General features: G+C 39.2%; 23 protein-coding genes and 1 pseudogene. 6 read left to right on the top strand and 18 right to left on the bottom strand.

The window, feature by feature from the left end:
- Positions 1–78 precede the first annotated feature (78 nt).
- From F968_RS06320 to F968_RS06305, 4 genes are all read right to left on the bottom strand, one after another.
- Positions 79–1,131: a beta-keto acid cleavage family enzyme gene (locus F968_RS06320; protein ID WP_004791385.1), complete on the bottom strand. Its 1,053-nt coding sequence runs from the start codon at positions 1,129–1,131 to the stop codon at positions 79–81.
- Between the two features lie 60 nt (positions 1,132–1,191).
- Positions 1,192–2,040 carry a TauD/TfdA dioxygenase family protein gene (locus F968_RS06315; protein ID WP_004791382.1) on the bottom strand — a complete coding sequence of 283 codons (849 nt, stop codon included), beginning with the start codon at positions 2,038–2,040 and terminating at the stop codon, positions 1,192–1,194.
- Positions 2,041–2,051: 11 nt separating this feature from the next.
- Positions 2,052–3,038 carry a quinone oxidoreductase family protein gene (locus tag F968_RS06310; RefSeq protein WP_004791380.1) on the bottom strand — a complete coding sequence of 329 codons (987 nt, stop codon included), beginning with the start codon at positions 3,036–3,038 and terminating at the stop codon, positions 2,052–2,054.
- A 122-nt stretch (positions 3,039–3,160) separates the two neighbouring features.
- Complete coding sequence (locus F968_RS06305; protein WP_004791378.1) at positions 3,161–3,913, bottom strand: aspartate/glutamate racemase family protein; 753 nt, start codon at positions 3,911–3,913, stop codon at positions 3,161–3,163.
- A gap of 279 nt (positions 3,914–4,192) precedes the next feature.
- On the opposite strand from F968_RS06305, the gene F968_RS06300 reads away from it, so the two are divergent.
- The 3 genes from F968_RS06300 to F968_RS06290 are packed head-to-tail and all read left to right on the top strand — an operon-like array spanning position 4,193 to position 5,939.
- A complete protein-coding gene (locus F968_RS06300) occupies positions 4,193–4,765 on the top strand; it encodes a nuclear transport factor 2 family protein (protein ID WP_004791377.1) in 573 nt (190 codons plus the stop codon).
- Positions 4,732–5,226 (top strand): chalcone isomerase family protein, encoded by a 495-nt coding sequence (locus F968_RS06295; protein ID WP_004791375.1) that lies wholly within the window; start codon positions 4,732–4,734, stop codon positions 5,224–5,226. Before F968_RS06300 ends, F968_RS06295 begins: the two co-directional genes overlap by 34 nt.
- 17 nt (positions 5,227–5,243) lie before the next feature.
- The gene (locus F968_RS06290) at positions 5,244–5,939 is read left to right on the top strand and encodes a response regulator transcription factor (protein WP_004791373.1); all 696 of its coding nucleotides are present in this window, start codon (positions 5,244–5,246) and stop codon (positions 5,937–5,939) included.
- Here the strand turns inward: F968_RS06290 and F968_RS06285 are convergent.
- From F968_RS06285 to F968_RS06240, 10 genes are all read right to left on the bottom strand, one after another.
- The gene (locus F968_RS06285; RefSeq protein ID WP_004791372.1) at positions 5,936–7,264 is read right to left on the bottom strand and encodes a sensor histidine kinase; all 1,329 of its coding nucleotides are present in this window, start codon (positions 7,262–7,264) and stop codon (positions 5,936–5,938) included. The two genes, F968_RS06290 and F968_RS06285, sit on opposite strands and share 4 nt — an antisense overlap.
- 29 nt (positions 7,265–7,293) lie before the next feature.
- A complete protein-coding gene (locus tag F968_RS06280; protein WP_004791370.1) occupies positions 7,294–8,343 on the bottom strand; it encodes an SAM-dependent methyltransferase in 1,050 nt (349 codons plus the stop codon).
- 8 nt (positions 8,344–8,351) lie between these two features.
- Entirely contained in the window at positions 8,352–9,131 is a 780-nt protein-coding gene (locus tag F968_RS06275) for a DUF1295 domain-containing protein (protein WP_004791367.1), read from the bottom strand.
- Positions 9,132–9,160: 29 nt separating this feature from the next.
- The gene (locus tag F968_RS06270; RefSeq protein ID WP_004791366.1) at positions 9,161–10,360 is read right to left on the bottom strand and encodes an SAM-dependent methyltransferase; all 1,200 of its coding nucleotides are present in this window, start codon (positions 10,358–10,360) and stop codon (positions 9,161–9,163) included.
- Positions 10,357–11,148, bottom strand: coding sequence for a DUF1365 domain-containing protein (locus F968_RS06265; RefSeq protein ID WP_004791363.1), 792 nt, complete (start codon positions 11,146–11,148; stop codon positions 10,357–10,359). The genes F968_RS06270 and F968_RS06265 overlap by 4 nt, the downstream gene beginning before the upstream one ends.
- Positions 11,149–11,170: 22 nt before the next feature.
- Positions 11,171–12,433 carry an NAD(P)/FAD-dependent oxidoreductase gene (locus F968_RS20135; RefSeq protein WP_004791362.1) on the bottom strand — a complete coding sequence of 421 codons (1,263 nt, stop codon included), beginning with the start codon at positions 12,431–12,433 and terminating at the stop codon, positions 11,171–11,173.
- Positions 12,430–13,401 (bottom strand): acyl-CoA desaturase, encoded by a 972-nt coding sequence (locus F968_RS06255; protein ID WP_004791359.1) that lies wholly within the window; start codon positions 13,399–13,401, stop codon positions 12,430–12,432. Before F968_RS06255 ends, F968_RS20135 begins: the two co-directional genes overlap by 4 nt.
- Positions 13,402–13,520: 119 nt before the next feature.
- On the bottom strand, positions 13,521–14,084 hold the full coding sequence (locus F968_RS06250) for a lipocalin family protein (protein WP_004791358.1): 564 nt from the start codon (positions 14,082–14,084) through the stop codon (positions 13,521–13,523).
- 96 nt (positions 14,085–14,180) lie between these two features.
- A complete protein-coding gene (locus F968_RS06245; RefSeq protein ID WP_004791355.1) occupies positions 14,181–15,584 on the bottom strand; it encodes a heavy metal sensor histidine kinase in 1,404 nt (467 codons plus the stop codon).
- The gene (locus tag F968_RS06240) at positions 15,581–16,252 is read right to left on the bottom strand and encodes a heavy metal response regulator transcription factor (protein ID WP_004791353.1); all 672 of its coding nucleotides are present in this window, start codon (positions 16,250–16,252) and stop codon (positions 15,581–15,583) included. Before F968_RS06240 ends, F968_RS06245 begins: the two co-directional genes overlap by 4 nt.
- Positions 16,253–16,377: 125 nt before the next feature.
- On the opposite strand from F968_RS06240, the gene F968_RS06235 reads away from it, so the two are divergent.
- The gene (locus F968_RS06235; protein WP_081399610.1) at positions 16,378–16,845 is read left to right on the top strand and encodes a GlcG/HbpS family heme-binding protein; all 468 of its coding nucleotides are present in this window, start codon (positions 16,378–16,380) and stop codon (positions 16,843–16,845) included.
- 10 nt (positions 16,846–16,855) lie between these two features.
- The gene (gene uraH, locus F968_RS06230) at positions 16,856–17,257 is read left to right on the top strand and encodes a hydroxyisourate hydrolase (RefSeq protein WP_004791348.1); all 402 of its coding nucleotides are present in this window, start codon (positions 16,856–16,858) and stop codon (positions 17,255–17,257) included.
- Between the two features lie 60 nt (positions 17,258–17,317).
- Here the strand turns inward: uraH and F968_RS19625 are convergent.
- Both F968_RS19625 and F968_RS06220 read right to left on the bottom strand, forming a co-directional pair.
- Positions 17,318–17,524 (bottom strand): annotated as a pseudogene (locus F968_RS19625) (hypothetical protein); the annotation flags it as partial.
- Positions 17,525–17,540: 16 nt separating this feature from the next.
- A complete protein-coding gene (locus F968_RS06220; RefSeq protein ID WP_081399489.1) occupies positions 17,541–18,446 on the bottom strand; it encodes an NAD(P)/FAD-dependent oxidoreductase in 906 nt (301 codons plus the stop codon).
- Between the two features lie 105 nt (positions 18,447–18,551).
- Here F968_RS06220 and F968_RS06215 point away from each other — a divergent pair, with 105 nt between their 5' ends.
- Complete coding sequence (locus F968_RS06215) at positions 18,552–19,007, top strand: Rrf2 family transcriptional regulator (protein ID WP_034596577.1); 456 nt, start codon at positions 18,552–18,554, stop codon at positions 19,005–19,007.
- Positions 19,008–19,112: 105 nt separating this feature from the next.
- On the opposite strand, the gene F968_RS06210 is transcribed toward F968_RS06215, so the two are convergent.
- Both F968_RS06210 and F968_RS06205 read right to left on the bottom strand, forming a co-directional pair.
- On the bottom strand, positions 19,113–19,820 hold the full coding sequence (locus tag F968_RS06210; RefSeq protein WP_004791343.1) for a PqiC family protein: 708 nt from the start codon (positions 19,818–19,820) through the stop codon (positions 19,113–19,115).
- The gene (locus F968_RS06205) at positions 19,810–21,477 is read right to left on the bottom strand and encodes a PqiB family protein (protein ID WP_034596573.1); all 1,668 of its coding nucleotides are present in this window, start codon (positions 21,475–21,477) and stop codon (positions 19,810–19,812) included. The genes F968_RS06210 and F968_RS06205 overlap by 11 nt, the downstream gene beginning before the upstream one ends.
- Positions 21,478–21,481 lie beyond the last annotated feature (4 nt).

The raw sequence follows: 21,481 nt of genomic DNA, 5'->3' as shown, positions 1-21,481 counted from the left end.
TGCAGCAACGCACTTTTAAAAACAAAGCGAATAAACTGCACTACATTTGAGGTCTAAATTCCGTTAGACCTTGTCACATTAGTTACGCTGCGGCACACCCTTTTGCCCTGCTTTACGATTAGGTGCCATACCATTTGCGATTAGGGTTTCTTCAATACTGTTGTATTGCACCCCAATACGATAAATTTCACGGGCTTCTTTTCCTGAGGCAATTTCACGGCCTAATTCATGGGCAATCCGAACGGTTTGCTTAATTTGCTCTACAGATGAAAAACGGCGTCCGTGATGATCAATGATCGTGTCTTCATTACCCACACGGGCATGTAAACCCATTGCCATCGACATGGTGTTAAAAGGCAATACATTTTTGAGCAAAGATTCTGATGTCAAAGTACATCCATCCGGTACGCGATGAATAAAATTAAAGAAATTAAATGGGTTTGGACCATCGAAACCGCCACCGATTCCAATCCAAGTTAAGTTTAACGGCCCCATATACAACCCTTTGCGCACCATACGTTCTAGGGTTTCAAGTCCATGCATACCCGTTAACTGAAAGTGCGGTTGAATATTGTTTTTACATAAGCGCTTGATGTGTTCAGTGACCCATGCAGGCCCTGCTGGCACAGTCATCTCTGCATATGCTGCCTGAGTCGCTGGATGTGCCAATGAAGTCCCTTCTAAATATTCAGGATAGAGCAATTCCATAATATTCATTTGAGTGGTGTTAATTGCCACCGTAACCTGATCGGGCTTTGGTGTAAGTTCAGCCAACATATGTCGGGTGTCGTCACTTAGCCATAGAGCCGCTTCACCTTCACTTTCGGGTGCAAATGAAATTGAACCACCTACCTGAATAATCATGTCAGGCACAGCCTCACGAACCCCTGCAATAAGCTCATTAAATTTTGACAAGCGTTTAGAGCCTTTGCCATCAAGCTCACGGACATGTAAATGCAGCACCGTCGCGCCCGCTTCATAGCACTCAACCGCTTTTTGTATTTGCTCATCCATGGTCACTGGAATATCTTCGGGAAAGTCTTCCGGCATCCATTCAGGTCCATACGGTGCAACCGTGATTACCACTTTTTCCATATTTTCTGGGTGCAATGAGTCGTCAAAGAATTGCATGTGCATCTCCTCATATATTTTTTAGAATTTTCAATTAGATAAAATTATTAACCTATAGATTTAATAGGTTGCGTCACCAATAATGCCGGCCCGTTCCATTTTTCGGTGGCAAGGTGGGTAATCCATGACTGCATAATGTTGTGTGCTGCGGTTATCCCAGATGGCAATGCTGTTAGGCTTCCAACGCCAACGCACTTGAAACTCTGGAATATAGGCTTGAGAAATTAAGTAACGTAGTAGTTCAGCTGCGCCTGGATTGGCATCTTGTCCAAATCTGACGCGCTCTTTGGTGTGATAGTTACTGAAGTGGGTTGTGAACGCGTTGACGTATAAAATTTTCTCGCCCGTCTCAGGATGAATACGTACTACTGGGTGCTCAGCATCAGGAAACTTTGCTTTTAACTCCAAACGTTTTTCAAGCGGCATAGCCGCACCAAAACTCGCTTCTATGCTGTGATAAGCACGTAAGTCAGCAATCTTATCCTTAATATCGTTGGGTAACGACTCATAGGCCATCACCATATTAGTCCACATGGTATCGCCACCTACTGGTGGGCATTCAACGCAGTGCAGCACGCATCCCATCGGTGGAACCTTGCGCCAGCTTGCATCGCTGTGCCAAGCATTTTCATAACGATCAACAGGACTTTCAGGATGTTTATATATCTGCACCAAACCCGGATGATCAGGATGACTGCCTACTGCGGGATGATCTTCGAGCTGTCCAAATTTTTCCGCAAATGCGACATGATCCTGACGGGTTAAGTGCTGATCTCGCAAGAACAACACACGATGTTTAAGTAGTTGAGTGCGAATTTCAGCAAATAATCCATCATCATAAATCGCATCAGCAAGTTTGATGCCACTGAGCTCTGCACCAATATTGCAAGTTAACTGTTCAATTTGCATAAGAAATCCCTTCAAATTACAAAGATTGATGAACCTATTGTTTTACGTGCTTCCAAATCACGATGAGCTTGCACGGCATCTTTTAGCTCATAGCGCTGATTAATTTCAATTTTGATTCGTCCATGTCGAACATGATCAAATAATTCATTTGCCAGTTCTTTCTTCTCGGCAGGATCTGCAATGTAATCTGCCAAAGCCGGACGTGTGACAAACAATGATCCTTTCACGGCGAGTAATACCGGATCAAAAGCAGGAATTGGACCAGACGCTGTTCCTACACAGACCAACAAACCACGGCGTTTAAGTGAGTCTAATGAACTCATAAAAGTGGCTTGACCGACACTATCGAAAACGACATTTACACCAACGCCGCCTGTTAACTCACGTACACGTTCGGCAACATTTTCATGGCTGTAGTTAATGACATGATCACAACCATGAGCTCGCGCTACGGCAGCTTTTTCTTCTGAAGATGTGGTCCCGATAACAGTCAAGCCAAGTAATTTAGCCCATTGAGAAACGATCAGCCCAACACCACCAGCGGCTGCATGTAATAAAATTGAATCGCCCGCTTTAAAGTCATAAATGCGGCGCATCAGATAAGCAGCGGTCAGCCCTCGCATGGTAATGGCTGCCGCTGTTTCACAAGAAATTTCTTCGGGTAATTTAATTAAAGCATTTGCTGGAATTAGACGGTGAGTACTATATGCACCTAAGGTATTTAAAAAACCTGTATAAGTAACTCGATCACCCACTTTAAGATGGGTCACTCCTTCGCCTAAAGCTTCAACGACACCTGAAGCTTCGACGCCCATACCATTAGGCATTGGAATTTGATAGGTTCCATTACGAAAATATGTATCGGCATAATTTAGGCCGACTGCCATATGACGTAGGCGTACTTCTCCAGCTTTAGGATCTCCTACTTCTACATCTTCATAGCGCATTACTTCTGGCGTTCCTGTTCCATAGAAACGTATAGCTTTCGTCAACGTCATGTCCTATTCCATATTTTGGTTTTTTATTGAGTGCCTATAAAAGCAATAACCAAAATTACAACAGTTAGGATATGGGCCACTTTACATTTGACGACACAAGCTTAACGTTTAATGACAAAGGGCTAAATAGTATTCCCAGCAATTGCAGCAGACTTATGTAGATTGTCGCTAACAGAATTTTTATTTTCATTTAAGCTAAAACTGACCGCCTCTTTTGCATGAATGGCGGTCGTATCAAATAAAGGAACCGAGAATTTAAGCTCACCAATCAACATACAAATTTCAGTACAACCCAAGATAACGCCTTGGGCGCCTTCAGCTATGAGTCTTTCTACAATAGCGATGTACTTTTGCTGTGAATCTGGGCTGATCACACCTAAACAAAGTTCTTCATAAATGATGCTATGAACTATCTTTCGGTCGGCTTCATTTGGAATAACGACATCAATTCCATAATCTTGCAATCGAGCTTTATAAAAATCTTGCTCCATTGTAAAAGCTGTCCCCAACAGAGCAACTTTACCAATGTTTTGACTCAAAATTTCTTTTGCAGTTGCATCAGCGATGTGTAAGAAAGGAATCGAAATTGAATCTTCAATCTGTGCAGCAACTTTATGCATGGTGTTAGTACACACCAAAATACAATCTGCTCCTGCCTTTTCTAAATTTTGTGCTTGCTCAGCTAAATATGCGCCAGCTTCTTGCCATAAACCCTGCGCTTGCAAGGCTGCTATTTCTTCAAAATCGACACTATTAATAATGACTTTAGCAGAGTGCAATTTTCCTAATTTACTGTGAACCATTTTATTGATTTGTTGATAATAAAGCGCTGTAGATTCCCAACTCATTCCGCCTAATAAGCCGATTGTTTTCATTATTGAATCCTTCTATTTATGTAAAACTTATCTATATCTCTTATGAGTAAAGCGTAGCTAGAATAAAATTGCTTTCTTAAATTTTTTCTTGCTTATCCTATTTATTAATCTTAAACGCTGTGAAGTCGATAGAAATTTGTAAGTTGAATAGACCTAATTGATGAAATTTCCAAAACAGAAAACTCTCTCCATCAAACCCAAATCATAAATATAAGAATTCACGCAAACTTCACGACCAGCTCTTTAATTTAATCTTATAAAGTTGGCTTGGATATCGACATGAAAATTATAACTACAGCCCTTGGGCTGATTACTTTGGTAGGTTTAACAGCGTGTAAAAGTGTGCCTAGTTACTCAGGTGACTATGGCAAAGCTGAACAAAAAATTACGGGAATAGAATTAAATGACCAACAGGCACTAGATATCGGTAATCGTTTTGTTGCCGCATTTAATACGCTTGGCACCCCTTCTTTTGTGAATAACGCGAGTCATCTTTACGCTGATCAACTTTATATCAACGATACACTCTCGCAGTTCTCTCAAAAGCAAGATCTCATTAAGCATTTTGAAGGCATGAATGCCCGAGTGAGTAATGTCACTGTAAAACTCATTAGTGCAACTCATCACCAAGATACAGCCTACATTCATTGGTACATGACCTATGACTTTAAAATGTTAGGTCGCTCAAAAACCATGGCTTCTTATGGAATTAGTCAAATTAAGATTAATGAGCAACAAAAAATTATTTTCCAGCAAGATTATTGGGATCCAGCGAATGGCCTTTACCGTTCTTTACCAATATTTGGAGGAGTATATAAATGGGTATTACCGTTCAAAAAAGTCGAGTCTTGATATTTCTAGGAATCTTAATCGCATCTCAGGCGAATGCGGCTGAACTAAAAAAATGCAGTTCAGCACCTTTAATGGTGACGAGTAAGAATGTAGGAAATGTCAGTTACTTTGCTGAAGACTGCTTAAAAAATTGGCAAAGCCAAAGCATCAAACTGGACTTTAGCTATAATCGCGATATTCCCGAGTGGGCATTTAAACGCGCAGCAGCCCACTTTTTGAAGAAAAATGTTAGCGGCTTTGATGCAAAATCTCCGCTTAATCATATTAATGAACTATATAGGCCAATTAAAAGTGGAGATCTTTATAGTCTCTATTACCAACATGAAAATCAAAAACTAGAACTAAAATTAAACCAGAAGCTACTGGGTTCTTTAAACAATCCGAATGCAAATCAATATTTTAAAATCTGGTTTGGTAGCGAACCATTTAATGCTAAATTAAAACAACAACTATTAAATTAATGGCTTAATAAAATCTCATGGGTAATCACTTTATCCTCATGGTTGAGGACCATTTTGAACTCGCAGCAACGGTCTGCGAATTTCTTGAAGTGCATGGTTATGTGATCGATCATGCTCGCAATTTAGATGCTGCACGGACTTTTCTCAAATCGCAGCATTATCATCTTTTGCTGCTCGACATAAATCTGCCCGATGGCTCAGGTTATGATCTATGCAACTGGCTACGCACCGAACAAGGTGTGGATATTCCCGTTCTTATGCTAACAGCAAGAGATACTTTAGATGACAAACTTAAAGGCTTTACTGCTGGCACAGATGATTATTTGGTAAAACCATTTGATTTTAATGAATTAGTGATGCGAATCCGTGCATTAATAAAAAGAGCAGCTGGTGAAGTTACTCATCATAAAATTCAGATTCACGACTTAATTCTTGATAGTGCAACTCAAACCGTGGTTCGTGCCGGAAATAATATCGAGTTACCCCCTATTCAATTTAAACTATTAAAAATTTTGATGCGCCAGTCTCCAAAAGTGGTGACCAAACAAGAACTGATGATGGAGCTATGGGGCGATGAAGAACCTGAAAGTGATGCGTTACGCAGTCACATCTACAACTTAAGAAAAATGGTTGATAAACCTTTTGACCCTAAATTATTACACACAGTAGCAGGTGTCGGTTTAAAAATTGCTTTAGACAGTTCTACAAGTTAACTCAAATAAACCACAACAATTAAGCCCGTGGTCGGTTCCAAATCGAGTTCGGGATGGGTGGTTAAATAATATTGTCGATCAAACAACTCGACTCGCCATCCTAATTGTTTGCAAAGCTTTTGTACCAATTGCAAACCAATTCCATGACCCTTAGCCTTTAAAGACAGTTGTGAATCGCTGAGCTCTTGCACCTTGACATCGTTAGGTAAAGAAATTCCAATTCCATTATCGGCAATAATTAGGCTGTTTTTTTGTTGAATAATGTTGATTTGTGAACCTTGCGAATAGTTCAGTGCATTACGTAAAATATTGCTTAACACCATTTGTGTCATAGAAGGATATATCCAACGCGGCTGTTCAGAAAGATCAGGTTGAATATGAATATGTATGCCCTTACTCTCACTGACCGCATCTAAACTTTCGACTAATTCATTTACAGTCTTAGATAAAAAATTCTTTTCAGACGGTAAGCTTTTTACTGTATTACGTGCGATTGCTAGTAAGGTGTCGACTAATAACTGCATGTCCTCAATCGTATTATGAAGTCGAACTAGGGCTTTATCTTCTCCATACTTCGCCTGACAAAGTTGCACATTACCCTTTAAGATTGTGAGCGGAGTGCGTAACTCATGACTCACATCTCCAGTAAATTCTCTTTCGCGTCGAATAAAATCGCTTAAAACCTGATGATATTTTTCCAAGGCTTGTTTGAGATATTCTGCTTCCATATTGCCATTGGTATTAATATCTTTAAAAGGAGAAGCTTGAGTGTCTTGATGTGCCCAATCAATATTTTCTAAAGCATTTGCTAAACGCGTAATTGGGGAAAAATAGCGTCTTGCTCTTCGGTTTGACCACCACAGAAAGCTATATAGAACAGATAAACTGAACATAAGTGGAGCAAGTCCAAATAACCAGATCAGCTTATTGACATTACTTTCGCCAAATACCAATAGAACATGCTGACCGTTATGTTCCCCATATACCGTCATCCGCTCTTTACCATCAACAAATATTCGATGCACACCACTTTCTAACCGCATATCTTTAAAGGGTTGTGGTGCGACCTGTGTATTCCACCGATATCCATATAAATTTTTGGTATCTGGTAAATCTGCATTTGGATTACGTTCGATGCGTAACCAATAATGTTCCATTTCCTGCTCTAAAGCAGTTTTAAGTAAAGAGCCTTTAATCACCCAAGCACTACAAGCCAACCCGACCACGATCGATAATGCAATCAGACCAATCTGCAACCAATAATATCGATTGAATATTTGGGCTAATGGATGACTAGCTTTGCCATCGTTTCGAGTTCTTATCATATCTTTATCGCCGGGATAGGCTGTAGAAATTACAATGCTCTCTTTTTAAATAAAAAGTGACCAATGACCCATTCTTGTCCTTGCTCAAAACCGAATAGCTCAGCACAAGCCATGAAGAAAATACGCCAGCGTTGCCACCAGATGTTGGCATCTTTTCCATAGATTTTTTTAAACAGTGGTTTCAGTTCGACTTCTTGGTTATCCATGTTATCAAGCCAAGCATTTGCCGTTCTCATGTAGTGCTCACCCGACCACTGCCACTGTTGAGCCAACTCTAAATGCTCTTGAAAATGCAAAAAAGTGGAAGTCGACGGCATTAACCCGCCAGTAAAGAAATACTTGGACATCCAATCATAATCTGATTTCACTTCAAAAGGATAATGTAAAAAGCGATGACAAAAAATATGGCACCAGAGTAAGCCATCTGCTTTCAACCAACCCTGAATTTTTTCAAAAAGACGTTGATAGTTACGAACATGTTCAAACATTTCAACCGATACGACTCGGTCAAACTGACCTTTTTCTAGTTCAAGTACATTTACATCACAGGTAAGTACTTCAATATTGTTTAAACCTCTTAACTTTGCTTGCCCAAGAATATGCTTCTTCTGTGTAGCAGAGTTAGAAACTGCCGTAATCTGTGAACGTGGATAGTTTTCTGCCATCCACAAAGTTAAAGAACCCCAGCCACAGCCTAGCTCTAAGATGTGTTGACCATTTTTAAGTTGTGCTCTTTCACAATAAAGCTGAAGTGCGAGTTCCTCTGCCTGATCTAAAGTTGTTGTTTTAGTCGGGAAATAACATGCACTGTATTTGAGTCTTTTTCCAAGCACCGCCTGAAAAAACTCAGTGGGTAATTCATAGTGCTGCTCGTTTGCTTTATCTGTTTCAACGGCGATTTCACTCCGTTTTAACATATTAAGTACATCCATATAGCGCTGTGCCCCTTGTTCAGGGTCATAACGGCCTTCTTGAATTAAGCGTTTTTTGCTTAAAGCACGAATTGCAGCTCGAATGGCATGATCTGGAATCACACCACTTTCAACAATTTTCAAAGACTGATGAACAATAAAATCCATATGCGCACCTATTTTTTGGGTTTTCGCGGAATAAACATTGATGTTTTTTGTTGATAATCAAGATAATTTTGACCGCGACTTTTAATTGCTTGTTTTTCACTAAATGGAATACCCGTGACGTAATATAAAAACAGCCACATCAGTAACGGATAAATCCACAATAAATATTGGCCTGCCGCTAAACCAATGATTGGATAGGCAAACCAATGTAACCATTCAAAAAAATAATTTGGGTGACGTGAGTAACGCCATAAACCCTGATCCATCGTTTTGCCATGATGTTCTGGATTTAATTTAAATCGATATAACTGCTGATCAGCGAGCTGCTCTCCAATGAAAGCAATCGCCATAATTACAGCTGCAATCACTAAAGTGACTTTATATCCACTACTCCATTCAGTTGCTTCTACATTGAGGAGTGTCCACATTGGTAAAAAGAATAAACACACTAAAAGTGTTTGAAAGATAAAAAATAAAAAGAAGCCAACATGCTGAAACTTACCCATCGCTTTACGCATGTTTGCGTAACGACCATCTTCTTTTTGTTCAGATTGATAACGTCTTAACAGATGCCAAAATAATCTTAGAAACCATAAGCCGCTAAAAATACCAATAAACAGACGTACTTCAACAGGAGCAACTGAAATGAGTAAAGAAGACACAATAATGTTTAATGCCAGACAGAAACTCCATGCGGCATCTACAATTCCAGCTCGGCCATTTGCGGTAGCAAGTAACCAACTTATCAACATGATAAATAAGTCTAGAATCAGTAAATTCAAAAACATCAGCAGTCTCCTTACTTGAGCTGTTTGAGTTAGTAACTGCTACTTTCAAACAACAAGTGAACATTGCTTATCACGCCTTCTTTAAAACCACCCTCGCAATAACATAAATAGAAATCCCACATGCGAATGAAGTTTTCATCGAAACCCAGAGCCAATACTTCTTCTCGTGCGGTTAAAAACCGTGCTCGCCAGTGATGAATTGTTTGTGCATAACTTAAACCGATATCATTTAAATGCTTTAGCCTTAAACCACTTTCAGAGGCGGTTTGAGTTAATACACTCACGCTAGGAATAAAGCTACCAGGAAAAATATAGCGCTTAATATAATCAACTGTATTTAATGCTTTTTTATATCGAAAATCTTCAATGGTAATGGCTTGAATAAAGGCTAGACCTTTCGGTTTTAACAGTGTTTTACATTGATCAAAATATGTCGGCAAATATTGCGCTCCAACAGCCTCAACCATTTCAATTGAAACAAGCTTGTCGAACTTTCCTTCAAGTAAGCGGTAGTCTTTGAGTTGCACATCAATTCGATGTGCCAAACCCGCTTCATTTACACGGATAACGGCTTCATCATATTGAGCTTGTGAAATGGTAATGGTGGTCACTCTACAGCCGTAATGCTCAGCCGCGTAAATTGCAAAACCGCCCCAACCGCTTCCAATTTCAACCAAATGATCCATTGGTTTTAAATCTAACTTTTTGCAGATGATCTCTTTTTTTAGCTCTGATGCTTCTTCGAGTGTCATATTTTCATTTTCAAAAACTGCACTCGAGTACATTAAAGATGGATCTAAAAATAATTTAAAAAAGTCGTTGCTTAAGTCGTAGTGCTCAGCAATATTTTTACGGCTGCCACTTATAGAATTCTTTCGATTTTGATACCAAGCCTTAAGAAAAAACTGGCTCGCTTGAGCAATAACATTTTGATTAAGTTGGTCTAGTACATCTCGATTACGTGCCAAGATCTGAATCAACTCTACAAGTTGCTCGCTGCTCCAGTCACCACGGATATAGCCTTCCGCAGCCCCTAAAACACCATTTTTCAAAATGAGATCCATAAGCAAAGGATTGTGAACTTCAATTACAGCATGCAAGTCTGATACTTCACCAACCGTACCATTCCATGCACCCTGAAAAGTGATCTGTCCATGGCGTAGTTTGAGAAGACTTTTGAGTAGCACTGGTAGTGAGTCATCTTCACCATAAAGAAATGTTTTTATCATGTCTTATCTACCTTGATCTTTTTAGGATGACGATAAAATGGAACTTTTTTTCGCCACAACTTAAATGCCTCTAAATATATTGAAAACAACATTTTAAAAGGGGCTAAGCTGTTCATAAGAGCATATCGATACTGCTGTGAAGGAAATGTGATGGGCACAAGTTCAAACCGCATAGTGGCATCAAACAGTGGTTTTTGTTCTTCAAAGAGCTGCATGTGAATGACATTTTGCTGATCTGAAAAACTAAACCGCCAGCGATAAGTCAACTGCATAGGCATAAACGGCGAGACATGAAATGATTTTTCAAAATGAAAATCGAAACTCTCATAATCCCCTACATGGCTGTGTTGTTTTACACAGTCGTGTATATAAACTTTACGTTCATTCCAAGGGGTATTGGTTATTTCACTTAGGATAAAGAGAGGTTTTCCGGTTTTACCTAAAACAAAATAAAATATGACCGAATTGAACCTAAAACCTAAACAACGAGGCAAAGCCAACACTCTGATTTGCCACTCTGGTCTAAAATGTGAGTTGTTATTTTGCAGTATCGCTTTTTCTATTTTTTCCCTTATAGAACCCTCATACATATTTAAAAAATCATTTTCAGATAGTTTTAATACATTCCAATGGTCGGTTGACCAAAGTGAGCAACTCTTTGAAATCTCATTTAATTGATCTGGATCGAACCATAAATAGTTTAGGGTCGATGTAAATTGATGCTGTTTAGGGCTATAACGTCTGTGACGAATAAGTGCAGGAGCTATAGCAAGTTTATTTAATAACATTTGAGAAGCTCCTTACTTATTGTTATAACGCTAAAAGTTGTTCTAAAACACGTGCTGCGCTACGGGCGCCATCTTCGTGAAAGCCCCACCCCCAATACGCTCCACAAAACGAAGTACGATTTTGTCCATTAATTTCTTGCCAGCGAGATTGAGCTTGAATCGCTTTTGCATCAAACACAGGATGACGATATTGGCGTTCAACCAAGATGTCTTCGGCTTTAATTTTCATATTCGGATTTAAAGTAGAAAAAACTTGAGTATTGCAGGATAAATTCTGCAAATTATTCATCCAGTAGGTAAAACCATAATGTATGTCGGACTCATCGTTTTGGATTTGCGATGTTGGCGTTACATGTACATGCCAACTTGCCCATTGCAAACGGCTTTTAGGCATAATCGAAATATCACGGTGAACCACCATGTGATTATCTTGATAGCTGAACTGGCTTAATATTTCTCGTTCAAGAGATGAAGCATCTTTAATTAAACTTAGGCTATCGTCGGCATGGCTTGCGAAAATTACCCAGTCATATTCTGCTTGCCCTTCAGTCGTTTCGATAAACACAGTTTCTTGTGAACGGCTCACATTTTTTACTTCTGCAAACTTCCACTCAATGGATGGGCAATTCTTTTGAATAGCACGAATGTAACTTGCTGAACCGTGTTTAACCGTTTGCCATTGCGGCCGCTCTTTTAGCTGTAACATGCGGTGATGTTGAAAAAAGCTCACTACAAATCGATATGGAATTTGGCCTATCTGCTCAACCGGAGCTGACCATAATGCGCCACACATCGGATAAAGATGTTCATAACGGAACTCATGACTATATTTGTGAAGGTCTAAATATTCTTCAATAGATAAATTAGGATCAATATCTGCCACGTCAATATTTTTATTATCATCATAAAAACGTAGTAAATCTGAGAGCATTTGCAGAAACTTTCGGTTTAGAAAGTTTTGCGGACGAGCAAAGAGCGACCATTTTTTTGAAGGATTATATTGAAGTCCACTCACTAGATTATTGACCGAAAAACTCATATCACTACTTTGAGTTTCTACACCTAATTTTTTAAGCATGTCGGTAAATAACGGATAGTTATAGTCATTAAACACAATAAAACCACTATCTACCGCGACTTTAGCGCCTTCTATCTCTAGCTCGTGAGTGTCAGTATGACCACCAAAATAGTTATTTTTTTCATATACGGTGACCTCATGTTTTTTAGACAATTTCCATGCAGCATAAAGTCCCGATATACCCGAACCCACAATGGCAATTTTCATAACACTTCACCGTTTTCAATTTTCTCTATCGATAAATCTTTAATCTTTTTATATTGATAGACCTTCGCTGGTACTGGCTTTAGTCCCCATACCAAACCAAATAAAGACATTAGTTTGAGCACATAAAAGGTGATATCAATCTGCCACCAATAAAAACCTTGACGCACACTACCAGCGTAAAAGTGATGGTTGTTGTGCCATCCCTCACCCAAGGTAATTAAAGAAAGAAGGAAGTTATTACGACTGTCATCTGGGGTATTAAACTCACGTGTGCCATAACGATGAGCGAGTGAATTAATAGACAAGGTTGCATGCGTTAATAGAACTGTGGAAATCACAAATCCCCACACTAAAAGCTGTAAACCATTCGTACCTAACTCAGGGAAATGTTGTGCAAGCCATGAACCTAAACCATAAATTGCTAAGGCCGTCAAAATCACAATAGGTAAACTAAATCGGTCTAGCCAAATCAGCTCTGGATATTTCAACCAGTCTTTAATGACTTTTTTTCGAGTGGCAAAATTCTGCTCATTTAAAAACCAGCCTACATGGGAATACCAAAAGCCTGCTTTCGCTGAATGCGGGTCCTGATCGGTGTCGGTAAAGTGATGGTGATAACGGTGATGTGCTGCCCACCATAATGGTCCGCGCTGCGCGCTCATCGTTCCAATGAGTACAAAAATGAATTGAACAATACGTGAGGTCTGAAAAGTTTTATGCGAAAGATAGCGGTGAAAAAAAGCGGTTATTGCAAACATGCGAAGAAAATAAAACCCCAGCATGAAAACAACCGCAAACCAAGATACACCCACCCAAAACGCAGCTAAACAAGCGATATGCAGTAAAATAAAAGGAATAATTCTTAACCATTGAATGTTCTTTTCAATGACATATTCGCTAGAAGTACCCACTTGCGCATTTTCTGAATCTGACCAGCTATCGATCCAGCGCAGAAAAAATTTAGACATTGATTCTTCCTGATCTAAAGCATTTCTTTTGGTTCTAATTTAGAAAATGCGCAATGAATTTTATGTGAAGTTCACTCGTTTACGAGATAAATATAAGCATCTACGCAACCAGCACTTCGCTATTTAGACTGGGTTGTCTTAACGAGTTTAGAAACGTCGTAGCCATAGCTTTTTGCGGTTTGCAGATAAGACTGATATGTCGCCTCATCAATTTGAGGACTACGAGAAAGAATCCATAAATATTTCTGGCTTGGGCCACCCACTAAAGCGACCTGATAATTTGGGTCAACTCTTAAAACCCAGTAATCGCCTTTTGTAAAAGGAATCCATCTAAGGCCAGAAGGTAGAAAGCTCACCTTCAGTTTACTGTTGCCTTCATTTTGCGAATAAGCAACGCCTTCTGATGAAATCGTTTCTCCATTTTTATTCGTACAACTATTTAAAACACCAACGGTTTTGTCCGCGTTAAGAGAATAGTTTGCAGTTGTATTGGCTACACAATTACGCTGAAAAAACATAGGTAAATGTGCAATTTCATACCACTTACCCGCGTATTTATTAATATCAATAGAATCAACAGCGACAGGTTTAGTATTGGTGTCTGCAAAGGTGCTTAAAGGAAGCATTAAGCTCACCGCTGCAAGGCTGCTGCTCATGACCAGTGACTTAAATAATAATTTCATGACTACCCTCTTCTGTTTATTTCATGTGTTTAAACATACGTCAGAGGGCTGTGAATAAAGTGTGAATTTTAAAAATTAAGGAACATTAATAAGGATTTAATTGTATTTCTTTGCAGCATCTACAACTGGAAAAGCAAGCTCAAAGCACACACCTTCGACTGTGTTATAAACTCGATAGAGGCCATGATGTAGGTCCATAATTGAAGCGACAATCGACAAACCTAATCCACCTGTCTGGTTCTCATCACTTCGGCTTGAGTGGCATTGGTAGAATCTTTCAAAAAGATGCTCAAGTTGATGTTCAGCAATTGAAATACCTCCCGTTACCACAGTCAAGCTCACCCATTGCCTATGCTCAATCATTTTATGTTTAGTTGCGATATAAATAATCTGCTTGTCACCACCGTGAACCAGCGCATTTAAAATCAGGTTATAAACGGCTCTTTGAAATAACTCAGGATCTGCAAATAAGGTTTGAGCTTTTAAGTTAAACCTAAAATGACACTCTTGTTCTTCAGCTTGATATTCAAAAATCTGGCATAAGCCATCTATAACATCTTGGGCGTTTATTTCCTGCTTGTTTACAAGAACCATTTTCTGATCGGCTCTTGCCAAGAAAAGCATACTATCAATCATGCGTTTTAATCTGTGGTAGTCGTCTAAATGAGACACCAGCAAATCTTCATATTGCTCAATCGAACGTTCGCCAGTTAAAGCAATCTCGGTTTGCCCAATCAGATTATTTAAAGGCGTACGAAACTCATGAGCGATATCTTCAGAAAAACGATTGAGCTGTATATAGCCTTTTTCGATACGCTCAAGCATGTGGTTTATATCTTTGGAAAGTAGCTCAACTTCTAAAGGTGAATTTGATAGATTTAATCTTTTCTGGAGCTGATTTACGTTAATAGAATGGGTTTGCTTGCGAAGCTGTTGCAGCGACTTTAAACCTAAATGACACGCTAAAATGCAAAGTACAAAGATTGCAAACAAGCCCCCAACCACATACATCAAGAGACTTTCTTGAAAAGGTAAAAGAATGTTGATGCGTTCCGACCACTGTTTACCTGCAATCAGTAGATAAGGCTCGTTATTAATTTTTATAGTTTTCCAAGCAATACGCGTTGGATATGAATTGTTTGCTAAATCTTGAAATTGAAGACTGTCGCGCTGTGCAAGTTCAGGTAAATGAATATGGAGCGGATTGATATTAATTAGAGTTTTGTCTTTATGAATGAGCAGAAACAAGTTGTCTTGGTTACCAAGCATGTTTTGATACAGCTTAGGACGCGCAATGATTTGCTCTACATTTTCGCTATCTTGGAGCAAAATTTCCAAACGGTTAATTCTGTCTGCTAAAGCTTTATCTTGTTGCTTTAATAAAATCTGGTTAATGCCTAAATAGGTCATAAAGCCGACTGAACATAAAATTAAGGCCGAACAAAGCGTGACCAGTAATGTAATACGGACTTCAAGAGAACGTAGAAATTTAAAGTTCATAAGCTAACCGAAATTTTATAGCCCAAGCCACGTATGGTATGAATGAGTTTTAATTCATATCCTTCATCAATTTTGCTTCGTAAACGGCGTACAGCAACATCAATAAAGTTGGTATCAGTGTCAAAGTTAATATTCCAAACTTCGGAACCAATTTGTCTGCGGGTCACGATTTGTTCTTTATTGAGCAACAGGTAACGCAACAAATTAAATTCGGTTTTGCTCAGCTCAATTACGTTTCCGTTACGCCATACTTTATGGCCGACCACATCCATTTTTAGATCACTAATAGATAGCTCGTTTTCTTGAAGATATTGCTGTCTTCTTAACAGACTTTTAATCCGTGCCAACAGTTCAATATACGAAAATGGTTTAGCCAAGTAATCATCTGCGCCCAACTCCAAACCTTTAACTCTATCCATGACCTGATCTTTTGCCGTTAAGAAAATCACCGGAATTTTTGAAAACTGGCGTAAGACCTGTAATACACTCCAACCGTCTATGTCCGGTAACATGACATCAAGAATAAGCAATTCATATTGATCTCTCTTTAGCATTTCCAAACCTTGCAGCCCTAAGTGAACACACTCCGCTTGATATCCAGACTCTTTTAATCCTTTGACCAAATAAGTGGCGATCTTGATCTCGTCTTCAATAATAAGGATACGCATTTTGTAGAGACTCATTTGAAAGATGACAACTTTGTAATGTGATTGTCACGCTTGAAGTTAAGCAATGTGTTTAAGATTTTCAAAGCGACATAGAGGCGATCATTATGAAAAAATTAAACTGGCTGATGTTAACAGCCGTGCTATTCGGTAATAGTACTTTTGCACAGCCCCCTGCTTTGAATCAAGTTTATTCGTTAGATCTAAAAACTGCGCATCTGCTAGCCTACAGTGCTAAAGAGGCCTGCAAAAAACTAAATCAAAATATTGCGGTCGTTGTTGTAGATCGCGGCGGTAATCCTTTAACTGCCGAACGGCATGAGCTGGTGGGTCCGCATAATTTAATGGCTGCCGAGAAAAAAGCCTATACCGCTTTATCTACCAAAACATCGACCTTAGTTTTAAGCCAAAACAGTAACCAAAACCCCGATGCAAAAAATTTAACCACCGTAGCGAATTTACTTTTGTTAGGCGGCGGCGTACCTGTTCGTTTTGAGAACCAAGTGATCGGCGCGATTGGCGTTGCAGGTGCTGGTGGTGCACAAAATGACAATCAATGCGCAAGCAAAGCTATTGATACCGTTTTTCATTCATAAGGAGTTCACCATGACTAAATCAATTATTGCTTTATCTTCATTATTTATTGCTTCGACTACGTTTGCTCAAACTAATCCGCTAAGTGTGCATGTGTTAAACCTAGAAACGGGTTTGCCCTCTTCTCAGGTTGAAGTGGTTTTAGAAAAAAACACCAATAACCAGTGGGTTAAGCTCAACCAGCAAGTGACCGATTCAAATGGTCGTATTACTGCGCTCTATCCAGAAAACAAAAAACTAGAGCAAGGGGTTTATAAAGTTACCTTTAAAACTGAAGACTGGTTTAAAAAGAACAAACAACAAACTTTTTTTGCCGAGGTTCCTGTAATTTTTAAAGTGGATGGAAGCGTAAATCACTACCATATTCCGTTACTACTTAGCCCTTACGGTTATTCAACCTATCGAGGCAACTAAAATAGAAACCCCCTTTATCTGTTGTGCACAAATAAAGGGGTTGGTTAAAAGCGATGCGTTTTACGAACAAACGCCATTGCTAATAACTGATTTTTTATTTGAATCCAAAGCTACAATTGAAGAAGAAACCGTATTAATAATTTAAGTCATGGCCTCACTTGAAGCACTCACAATTGCATCCATCTTTTTAGCTTTTTGATCAATCGGCTGCTTAAAAGCAATTCGACAATTGAGCTGGGATCCTGTATTCGTGATGATCTTAGTAGAATGCAGTTTTCCTAATTTACGATGAACCATTAAGAATAAGCGAACGGTGAGCGCTTACCCCTGCCATCATTCCATCTGCAACTGCGAATGGAACCGAACCACCTAAACGTGCAATATCACCGCAAGCAAAAACCCCTTTTACCGTGGTGTCTTTTGTCGCATTTGTTTTGATTATTTGTCCAAACGGCGTGTCTTCGACTTCACATCCAAGCTCGGCCAGCCAAGGTTGAGTAATATATGTACGTGTTGGAATAAACAGTCCATCCAAAGCAATAACCTTTCCATCCGTAAACACAATCTCTGCCTCACTTCTGATTTCATGAATAACACATGGCTCTACAATCACTCCACGTTTTTGTAAGGAAGTATGCCATTCTGTATGAATGAGTTGATCATTTCCATTAAGTAAAAGCGTGGTTGGGCCCCAATCAGGCAGTATCATCGCCAATTGTAAGCTGTGTTCTGACGTGGCCAAAATACCGATTTTTCCTTTTTCTAACTCGTATCCATGGCAATATGGACAATGAAAAACCGTTTTTCCCCATCTTTCAGCCAAACCCGCTATTTCTGGCAACTGATCACTAACTCCTGCCGCAATAATAATTTTTTTAGTTTGAATGGAATACACTCCATCAATACAAATACAAAAACCTTCATCTATTTTTGCAATTTTTTTAACTCTCCCATTTTGCCATTCAACAGTGCTATAAACTTCTAATTGTTTTTTTGCAATTTCAACAATTTCATTAGCTTGAGTTCCATCTTGGGTAAGGAATCCATGAGAATATTCAGCAAAACGATTTCTTCTTTGCCCTGCATCAATTATCGCAATGTTTCTACGTGCACGGGCCAACGGCATTGCTGCTGATAAACCCGCATAACTGCCACCAATAATCGCAACGTCATACAGCATTTTATTCACCCTTAATAAGTAACTTATGAAGTTACATTAATGCCTTTTATTTTAATTTGCAACTTTTCATGTTACATTTTATACATTCTATTGATCGCGCTGTTTTTTGTGCTTATGCGTACAGACAATAAACTTTCCCGAATACTTCATGTGCTTTTACACATGGCGAGGCAAAATCGCAGTTTTACTTCTGAAGAAATTGCCAAAATGTTATCAACTAATCCTGTAGTTATTCGTCGTACCATGATTGGGTTAAAACAGGCTAACTTTGTACAATCAGAGAAAGGGCCTGGCGGTGGTTGGCACTTAATAGGAGATATAGAAAAAATTACGCTTCTTGATATTTATAAGGCTATTGGTGAACCTACAATTTTTGCAATCGGCAATGAAAGAAAAAATCCGGAATGTGCTGTAGAACAAGTCGTCAATGCAGCTCTAGATACAAGTATTCAAGCTGCACAGGCGATTTTGATTCAACATTTAAAAGAAACTACTCTAGCCGATCTTGCAAGATCATTTGATCAAATTTGTATTGAAAAAGGATGGGATTTAAAACACTCACATGAGTAAATTTTTCCTCACAGCTTTTAACTAACAATTAAAGAACCTAAAACCGGATGGAATTATCAAATTTTATCCGGCATTTAACCGGATAAAACGTGTATAGATTTAATATTAAGAACAAACACCATTGCTAATAACCGATTTTTTATTTGAATCTAACGCCACAATTGAAGAAGAAACCGTATTAATAATTTGAGTCATGGCCTCACTTGAAGCACTCACAATTGCATCCATCTTTTTAGCTTTTTGATCAATCGGCTGTTTAAAAGCAATTCGACAATTGAGCTGGGATCCTACATTAGTGATGACTTTTGCATTATTTGACTCTAATTGAGTGGGTGGTATTTGACGCTTCACCACCCAAGATACCGCAATATTAATATAGCTTTTATCTACAATATCAAAATGAGAAAAGTCCGTAGAAACTCGATATAACGGTTGATTGTTTCCAGCCAGCCCACTGCTATAACTGTCAATTGCCCCTAATTTTTGCTGTAAACCCGCCGACAAGGTATCGCGTAATTGCGTACCCATAGTCGATGTCCAGCGTTCATTATTTAATACCGTAGATTTACCACTACTGTCTTGTAGCACCAAAGGCGCACGGTCCAATCGGTCTGGAATCCCGACCGGTAATACTTCAATCACCTGCACAGTTGATTTTGTAGCCGCAGTGATTTTAGGAGACATCGTATAATAGTTTGGTGTCGGTGAACTCGAGCAGGCCGTCATGGCAACTGCTGTTAAAAACAGGCCACTCCCAAGCAGCCATTTGGCTGCTTTAGGATGCTGAAAAGATAGAGTGTTTTTATTTTTCATCATCGGTCTCTGGTGTTTTACCACGAATAATTGATTCAGGGTGTTGTTCAATATAGTCTGCCATTAACTGTAATGAAGCTGCCGCACGTGTCATTTGCTGCAATGCTTTACGTACGTCTTGTTGTAACGGCGCATCACTCGACAAAATAGACTCAGATGATCTTACCGTTTTACGGACATCGTCCAAGGTTGCTTGTAAACCAGGTGCAACTTTTCCATCCAACTGCTTAACCAGTTTGTCGGTAGAGGCAATGGCCGTGTTCATATTGTTGAGCGTTTTACGTACATCTTGCCCAATCTCAACTAACGGGAATTTCGTTAACTTGTCAGCAATCTGAGAAACTTGTGCTTGTAAGCCACTGAGTTCGGTCTGTGTAGTTGGAATCACTACGCGATCATCACTCAAAATTTGTAATTTGGCTGGTTTAGCTTTAGGGAACTTATCTAGTGCAATATAGTTTTGACCCGTCAGTAAGTTGCCTGTTCTCATTTGAGCACGCCAACCATGTTCAACAAAGTCTTTGAAGATTTCACTATTCGGATTAAGTGCCAAACCTTTTTCAACACGTGAAGGATAAAAGACGGCATCAACACGCATACGCATCTGCTTATAGTCGTTAGTAAATTCAGCATTAATCGCTTTAACATTACCAACTTCAATACCCATGAAGTCAATTGGTGCACCGACTGCCAATCCACGCAATGAATGATCAAAATACATAATCACACCACGAGGTTGTCCATCTGGATCTTTCAATGCATCAGATTTTGAATCCCAAAGGTTAAAGCGGCTATGATTTGCTGCTGTGGTCGCATGTGAGTTTTCAGGGTATCCAAAAGCAATACCACCCGCAACAATACTTGCAAGCGACTGGGTATCTAAATTAAAGCCGGAAGCATTTAAAGTTACATCGATTCCGCTCGCCTGCCAAAAACGTGCATCGGTAGTGACAAACTTGTCATACGGTGCACGAATAAAGGTTTGCAGTTCAACATTTTTACCATCATCAGATAATTTATAAGCTGTAATTTGCCCCACATTAATTCGACGATAATAAATCGGAGAACCGATATCTAAAGATCCCAAATCATCTGCATTTAAGAAAAATATTTTTCCGGGCACATCTGAAGATATCACTGGCGGTATCTCTAACCCAGTAAATTCAAGTTTTTTCTCCTCCGATTTACCCCCATCCACTTCAATATATGAACCTGACAATAAAGTATCGATGCCTGAAACCCCACTCGTCCCAATACGTGGTCGCACTACCCAAAATCGTGAATCTTTTGCTGCAAAGTTACTCGCGTCTTTACGCAAATCAATTCTGGCAATCACGTGGGAACGATCTTCCGAAAGATCAATTTGTCGTACTACACCAATATCCACCTGCTTATAACGAACAGTTGTTTTACCCGCAACCAGCCCCTCAGCCGTCCTAAAAGATACGTCAATTGTAGGGCCGTGAGACAAGAGCGCTTTTATCGCTAATGAAAGCGCAATTAAAAGAGCAATCAATGGAATGAGCCAAATTAAAAGAGGTCTCCACCGACTTTTCTTTTCTTGGGGTTCTGGTAAATCATTCATGCTATCCAGTTCAACATCTGTATCACGACGATCTGAGTTACCAGTGGTTATTTCATTTTCAGACATACTCATTGTT

The organism is Acinetobacter sp. NIPH 817 (assembly GCF_000368405.1).
In the GTDB taxonomy this organism is placed as follows: Bacteria; Pseudomonadota; Gammaproteobacteria; order Pseudomonadales; family Moraxellaceae; genus Acinetobacter.
Note: the sequence above shows the minus strand (reverse complement) of the source record. Positions and strands in the feature narration are given on the sequence as shown.

Excerpts from the sequence above, each read along its gene's own strand:
- F968_RS06290 (WP_004791373.1), top strand. The coding sequence starts at position 5,244 with ATGGGTAATCACTTTATCCTCATGGTTGAGGACCATTTTGAACTCGCA.
- F968_RS06305 (WP_004791378.1), bottom strand. The coding sequence starts at position 3,913 with ATGAAAACAATCGGCTTATTAGGCGGAATGAGTTGGGAATCTACAGCG.
- F968_RS06275 (WP_004791367.1), bottom strand. The coding sequence starts at position 9,131 with ATGTTTTTGAATTTACTGATTCTAGACTTATTTATCATGTTGATAAGT.
- F968_RS06265 (WP_004791363.1), bottom strand. The coding sequence starts at position 11,148 with ATGTTATTAAATAAACTTGCTATAGCTCCTGCACTTATTCGTCACAGA.
- F968_RS06315 (WP_004791382.1), bottom strand. The coding sequence starts at position 2,040 with ATGCAAATTGAACAGTTAACTTGCAATATTGGTGCAGAGCTCAGTGGC.
- F968_RS06235 (WP_081399610.1), top strand. The coding sequence starts at position 16,378 with ATGTTAACAGCCGTGCTATTCGGTAATAGTACTTTTGCACAGCCCCCT.
- F968_RS06320 (WP_004791385.1), bottom strand. The coding sequence starts at position 1,131 with ATGCAATTCTTTGACGACTCATTGCACCCAGAAAATATGGAAAAAGTG.
- F968_RS06250 (WP_004791358.1), bottom strand. The coding sequence starts at position 14,084 with ATGAAATTATTATTTAAGTCACTGGTCATGAGCAGCAGCCTTGCAGCG.
- F968_RS06300 (WP_004791377.1), top strand. The coding sequence starts at position 4,193 with ATGAAAATTATAACTACAGCCCTTGGGCTGATTACTTTGGTAGGTTTA.
- F968_RS06285 (WP_004791372.1), bottom strand. The coding sequence starts at position 7,264 with ATGATAAGAACTCGAAACGATGGCAAAGCTAGTCATCCATTAGCCCAA.
- uraH (WP_004791348.1), top strand. The coding sequence starts at position 16,856 with ATGACTAAATCAATTATTGCTTTATCTTCATTATTTATTGCTTCGACT.
- F968_RS06255 (WP_004791359.1), bottom strand. The coding sequence starts at position 13,401 with ATGTCTAAATTTTTTCTGCGCTGGATCGATAGCTGGTCAGATTCAGAA.
- F968_RS06295 (WP_004791375.1), top strand. The coding sequence starts at position 4,732 with ATGGGTATTACCGTTCAAAAAAGTCGAGTCTTGATATTTCTAGGAATC.
- F968_RS06280 (WP_004791370.1), bottom strand. The coding sequence starts at position 8,343 with ATGGATTTTATTGTTCATCAGTCTTTGAAAATTGTTGAAAGTGGTGTG.
- F968_RS06310 (WP_004791380.1), bottom strand. The coding sequence starts at position 3,038 with ATGACGTTGACGAAAGCTATACGTTTCTATGGAACAGGAACGCCAGAA.
- F968_RS06210 (WP_004791343.1), bottom strand. The coding sequence starts at position 19,820 with ATGAAAAATAAAAACACTCTATCTTTTCAGCATCCTAAAGCAGCCAAA.
- F968_RS06270 (WP_004791366.1), bottom strand. The coding sequence starts at position 10,360 with ATGATAAAAACATTTCTTTATGGTGAAGATGACTCACTACCAGTGCTA.
- F968_RS06245 (WP_004791355.1), bottom strand. The coding sequence starts at position 15,584 with ATGAACTTTAAATTTCTACGTTCTCTTGAAGTCCGTATTACATTACTG.
- F968_RS06205 (WP_034596573.1), bottom strand. The coding sequence starts at position 21,477 with ATGAGTATGTCTGAAAATGAAATAACCACTGGTAACTCAGATCGTCGT.
- F968_RS06215 (WP_034596577.1), top strand. The coding sequence starts at position 18,552 with ATGCGTACAGACAATAAACTTTCCCGAATACTTCATGTGCTTTTACAC.
- F968_RS06240 (WP_004791353.1), bottom strand. The coding sequence starts at position 16,252 with ATGCGTATCCTTATTATTGAAGACGAGATCAAGATCGCCACTTATTTG.
- F968_RS20135 (WP_004791362.1), bottom strand. The coding sequence starts at position 12,433 with ATGAAAATTGCCATTGTGGGTTCGGGTATATCGGGACTTTATGCTGCA.